Source organism: Ferroglobus sp., from assembly GCF_015521575.1.
GTDB lineage: Archaea > Halobacteriota > Archaeoglobi > Archaeoglobales > Archaeoglobaceae > Ferroglobus.
Map to the genome: position 1 here is coordinate 1 of NZ_WANY01000194.1, position 5,412 is coordinate 5,412.

5 protein-coding genes are annotated in these 5,412 nt (G+C 43.7%); 4 read left to right on the forward strand and 1 reads right to left on the reverse strand.

Features of this window, described 5'->3' with window-relative positions:
- Together F7C14_RS07600 and F7C14_RS07605 are read left to right on the forward strand one after the other, a co-directional pair.
- Window positions 1-635, forward strand: a 635-nt coding sequence (locus F7C14_RS07600; RefSeq protein ID WP_290901521.1) for a DHH family phosphoesterase, incomplete at its 5' end; no start/stop codon positions are given.
- 51 nt (window positions 636-686) lie between these two features.
- Entirely contained in the window at window positions 687-944 is a 258-nt protein-coding gene (locus F7C14_RS07605; protein ID WP_290901523.1) for a hypothetical protein, read from the forward strand.
- Window positions 945-1,113: 169 nt separating this feature from the next.
- Here the strand turns inward: F7C14_RS07605 and F7C14_RS07610 are convergent, their stop codons facing one another.
- Entirely contained in the window at window positions 1,114-1,752 is a 639-nt protein-coding gene (locus F7C14_RS07610; protein WP_290901525.1) for a TrmB family transcriptional regulator, read from the reverse strand.
- 63 nt (window positions 1,753-1,815) lie between these two features.
- Here F7C14_RS07610 and F7C14_RS07615 point away from each other — a divergent pair, with 63 nt between their 5' ends.
- Window positions 1,816-3,585 (forward strand): hypothetical protein, encoded by a 1,770-nt coding sequence (locus F7C14_RS07615; RefSeq protein WP_290901527.1) that lies wholly within the window; start codon window positions 1,816-1,818, stop codon window positions 3,583-3,585.
- A partial coding sequence (locus F7C14_RS07620) for a hydrophobe/amphiphile efflux-3 (HAE3) family transporter (protein WP_290901530.1) occupies window positions 3,582-5,412 on the forward strand: 1,831 nt, incomplete at its 3' end. The genes F7C14_RS07615 and F7C14_RS07620, both read left to right, overlap by 4 nt.

The window sequence follows — 5,412 nt, forward strand, 5'->3', positions numbered from 1 at the left end:
AAGTCGTATCCGGGATAGTGAGAGTCTGCATGGAGGCAGGTTACTCCTACGAACTCATAAAAAAGATTGTAGGAGAGACGTACATTCTCCTTGAGGAGGAAAATGGAACCGAGCTGAGAGATGCAATGGAGTACTCGACTCTTCTTAACGCAACCGCAAGATATGGGTTTGAAGAGGTCGGATTGAAGGTGTGCTTAGGAGACAGAGGGAAATACTTTAGGAAAGCAAGAACTCTTTTGCAAGAGCACAGAAAAAACCTCTCCGCCGGAATTAGGCTTGTGGAAGAAATGGGAATTGTAGAGCTTGAGTTCGTTCAGTACTTTCACGCTAAAAGTGCAATTCCAGAAACGATCGTCGGAATAGTTGCTGGGATGAGCTATTCCATTGCTTCGAAGAGTAAGCCCATAGTGGCTTTCGCTTACAGCGATGAAGGGGTGAAAGTTTCTGCAAGAGCTACAAAGGAACTCGTGGAGAAGGGTTTGCACTTAGCCTCTGCAATAAAAGAGGCTGCCGAGGCTGTTGGTGGAAATGGGGGAGGACACAGCATAGCCGCTGGAGCAACAATTCCGAGGGGTAAGGAAGAGGAATTCATTCAGTTACTTAACAAAATAGTAGGTTTGCAACTAAAACGATAAATTTCGAAAATGTTATTAAGATTTCCGAATTTTAAATTATAGGTGGTCTGGATGGTTCAAAAAAGAGAAAGGGATAAGTCCCACCACGAGAGGTTGTTTAAAGCTTCGATGAGTCCGATAAGAAGGCAGATTGTGGCGGCGATAGGCATTCACGGAAAAACAAGAGAGGAACTGAAGAAGGAGTTGAACCTTGATGACTTTCAGCTGAAGTTTAACCTCGACTGGCTGATCAGGGAAGGATTTGTTGTGGAGGAAGACGGAAAGTTGAAGTTGACCGATGATGGAATAGAGCTGCTTGAAGCTGGCTGATGAGGGAATTTTTACTAAAACTATTCGAAGGGAAGGATTTTGTCGATGAAGATAAAGCTAAGGAAATTTTGGGAAGCGATTTTAAAAATATTTTAAATTCTCTTGTAAAAGCCGGTTTGGTTAGAGTTGACGTAAGCTCTGAAAGCTGTTCTGACTTCCCAAAGGTTTATTACTTTTTAACTTCGAAGGGTAAGTCTTTGATGAAAGCGGAGAGCAACTCGAAGTAAAATCTCGAAAACTCCCCTCCCCCAACGATTATCGTCACGTCTCCTTTGTGGTTCGTGTAGAGTATCGCTTTGTCTTCGGCAAGTATTATCGCATGGCTGAAGTCGCTCTCAATCTCCCTAATCCTTACAATTTTTCTCGCATTTTTAGAATCGAGAGTTTTTTTCAGTTTTTCGTCAAGGTTGAGGGAAGCGACTACTATGCTCGAAGCCTTTTCAAGGAGATTTTCGAGGGCGTTAAATGCCGCTTCGTTCCTGTATATCGTGACGATTTCCTCTCTTTTTTCCTTCTCTATCTCCGTTAGCTTGTCGAGAGCTTTCATTTTCTCCTCGAGTTTCTTCGCAAAAACGTTTACGAGTTGCTCTGCACTCAAAGCTCTAACTCTAAGCGGCTTTCCTCTGCAGACGACGAGCCCTTTTTTCTCCAAACTTTTCACGGTCTCGTAAACCGAAGTTCTCGGAATTCCGCTTTTTTCCGCTATTTCGCTTGCGGTTAGTTCCCCCTCCGAGAGGAGGGTTAGTAGGACCTTAATTTCGTAGTCGGATAGCTTGAAATCCCTCAGAACTTCCACGAGCTTGTCCACAATATGTAATCTCCAAAAAAGTTTAAATACATTTTTGTAGTAGCAGCTACGACAGGTGGTGGTATGAGGTCTCTGATCTTTCCTTTGATGCTGCTCATCATTATATTTCCCGCTGCAGCCTTAGACTACGAGGACAAACCTTACTTTACTGCCTACGTAGCTGGGAACAATTATCTCGAACTCGGAAAGGAGCAGGCGATCAACGTTGTAATTCAGAACAACGCAAGACTTTGGAAGCAAATCTACGACAGCTACGAAGAGTACGAATTCGTATCTAAGAATCCGGACATGCTAATAACGGCTTACAACGTATCGGTAAGCTTCGAAAGTGAAACTTTAAATGTTAAAACTCCAGAAATGAGATTTTCAGCGATACCGCCCTTCAAACCTGTTCAAATTCCGGTAATAATCGATACAAAAGGAGTTAAAAGCGGTACCCATTACCTCAAGATCGAATTCAGCTACGAGTGCATCGACGAAATAATCATCGACACAACTTCTCCCGATTTCAAATCCGTGCCAAAGGAGGAGAGGAAAACCTACAACATCTCCACTGGGTTACCTCTTCCAGAAACTATGACGATAGTCAACGAAACGAAGATCGTTGTGTATCCAGAGTACATCAAAATCAAGTACGAGGAAAAGGAGCAGGAAATATTGCTCAAGCTAATCGTTGAAAAGCCAGAAGTCTCTCTTGAGGTCGTCAACGTCACTTCGGAACTCGTGGCTGGAGGAAAGGGCAAGGTGACTGTAACTTTGAAAAACACTGGAAGGACTAAAGCTGAGAAACTTTTCGTAACCCTCAATCCGCCGCGGGGCTTTCTTGTTGCTGGAATGGAGAGAGTGGACATAGAAAAGTACTCGGAAGCACTGAAGCAGTTTGTAAAAATGCCGTTCATTCAGATTCCCTCGGAGATAAGCGTTCCACCGGAGGTCAAAACTTTTCTGACCTCTTCAGCTTTTTACGTCGGAGATCTTGAGCCGAATGAAAGTGTAAACGTTACGTTTACAGTCGAAGTCAACGTCGATGAGGGCGGCTACTATCCTTTTCAGATAAAGGGATTCTACGTTTCCGACAATGAACTGAAGGAGACTTCCACAGAAAACTTCGGAGTTTTTGTTGAGGAGAAGCCAGAAATAAAAATTGTCGAGGTTGTGTCGAATGTTCATGCTGGAAGCAAGGGAGATGTCGTTGTGAAAATGAAAGCTGACAGGGTTTTGAAAGGTGTGAAAGCGAAACTTGAAGTGAAACCACCGCTGACTGCCCTTTCCGAAGAGTATTTTGCTGGAGACGTAAAAGAGGCTGAGCTGAGGTTTAAGGTAAAAGCCTCGTCGGATGCTGAAAACACAGTGTACCCAGCCAAGCTCGTAATTTATCACGATCTTGGAAAGGAAGTCAGCGAGGAGTTCGACATAGGAATCGAGATAAAAAAGAAGACGAGGTTTGAGGTAATAGGAAAAGGTGTTCTTGAAGCCGGGAGAGAAGGAATAGTCAGAGTTGCTATAAAGAACCTTGGAGAGTACGAAATAAGAGAAGCTACGGCAAGAATCACTGTCGTCGATCCCTTCTCAACCACCGACGACACCTCCTACATCGGAAGTCTGAAGCCCGGAGAAGCGAAGAACGTGACGTTTAAAATTAAAGTCGACAGCGACGCAACCCCGAAAGTTTACGCTTTAAACCTTGAAGTAAAGTACAAGGATTTGAACGACGAGTGGGTGATAAGTGAGCCGGTTAAATTACCCATCGAAGTGAGGGAATCTAAGAGGATTCCGGGGTTTGGTATAGCTCTCTCAGCTTTGGCGTTATACATCGCGTGGAGAAGGAGATGAAAGCGGAAAAAGTCTTGAAGTTTAGACATGTCGTAATCTTGGCTACCGTTCTTCTATTTCTCTTCTTTGCCCATAACGCGAAATACGTAAAAATGAATCAAGGTTACGAAACCTACTTCAGCGAGGATTTCAAAGAGTACAAGCAATACAAGCTCTACACTAAAGATTTCGGTGGAAGTATTGCCTCAGTCTACGTCTTCGTTAAAAGCGACGACGTTCTGAATTACGAAACCTACGAACTTATTTTAAAAATTGGTGAGGAGTTGAAGAAAGTTAACGGGATAGGGGAAGTAAAATCCGCAGCGCATTCGATTGTAACGAGGCTCGGTTATCTGCCTACAGATGAAAAACAACTCGAATCTCTCACTTATCAGTACTCTCCCCAGTACGTTCCTAAGAGAAGCCTTGCGATAATTGAAGCCGAAGTTCTCACGGATCCGGACAGATACGAAGATGTAGCGAAGGAGGTTGAAAAGAGACTTTCAGAACTCGATTTGCCGCCGGGGGTTGTTGTTGAAGCCACTGGCAATCCGATGATAAGGTATCAGGTCTCGGAAAGCATAAGAGACAGCATGAGAAACATGGGTATCGCAGCAGTCGTTCTGATGGTGGTCACGCTATCTATCGTTTTTAGAGGCGTGGTTGAGCAGAAGAGGTATCTTTTTCTCCCCCTCTTGATTTCTCTGATAACAGTAACTTACGCCTACGGATTGATGCCCATCCTTGGAATTCCGCTAACAGAAGTTACAAACGCTTTTCTTCCGGTCCTAATAGGATTGAGCATCGAGTACGCTGCCCAGTTCATGGGGAGATACGAAGAAGAGAGGAGAAAAGGTCTAACCCCTTTTGAGGCTGCTGGAATTGCGATAAGGAGCGTTAGCAGAGCGTTATCGTTGGCGTTGATAACAACTGTTATTGGCTTTCTTTCGATGCTTTTTTCCGGCGTCCCAGCTCTCGGTTGGTTTGGATTGATTTCGGCTATTGGATTAGTTTTCGCGTATTTGTTAAGTTTATCGTTTCTTCCAGCCTTTCTCGTCCTTACCGACAGAAAAGAAAGGAGAAAGGCTATTGTTGGAGTTGCAGAAAAGACTCTCGATTTCTTAGCTCTCTTAACGGCAAGAAAGTACAAGGTCGTTTTGCTTCTCGCATTAATCGTTGCTTCAGCGAGCTATTACGGATACGAAAAAGTTCCCTTAGAAACGAACTTCTTCAAGTACATTCCTCAAGACCTGCCGGCTATTAGAAAATTCAACGAACTGAAAAACGTTTTCGGTAGCCAAGACAGATTGATCCTCGTTGCAAAAATCGATTCCATAAGTGCCGAAGAGATAAAAAAGATTGAGGAGCTTGCAGAGTATGTAACAAGATCTGAAGGCAAGATAACAGACTACTCCTCCCTCGGAAAGCTCATTCGATCGAAATTTGGAGAAATTGGTGAAAACGAGTACGAACTTGAAAATCAGCTTGAACTGCTTGGCGAGCACAAAAATCGTTACCTCTCTGGAAATACTCTCGCCGTATATTTTACAGTCTCAGAAATGGACTGGCTCGAATTCAGAAGTCTCTACGAGAGAGTTAAAAGAGAAATCTCCTTCTACGGAGCTTTCGATTACTATCTAACCGGCGACGTCGTCCTCAAAATGTTCGTTGCCGATTTAATCGTTAACGGTCAGAATAGAATGACTGTAGCGAGTTACGTTTTAGTGGTCACCTTGCTTCTCATAGTTTACAGAAGCTTGAGAAATGCTGTGGTTCCTTTAATTCCAATAACCCTCGTTATCCTAACAACCGGCGGAGCTATGTACGTGCTCGGTTTCTACAGAACTC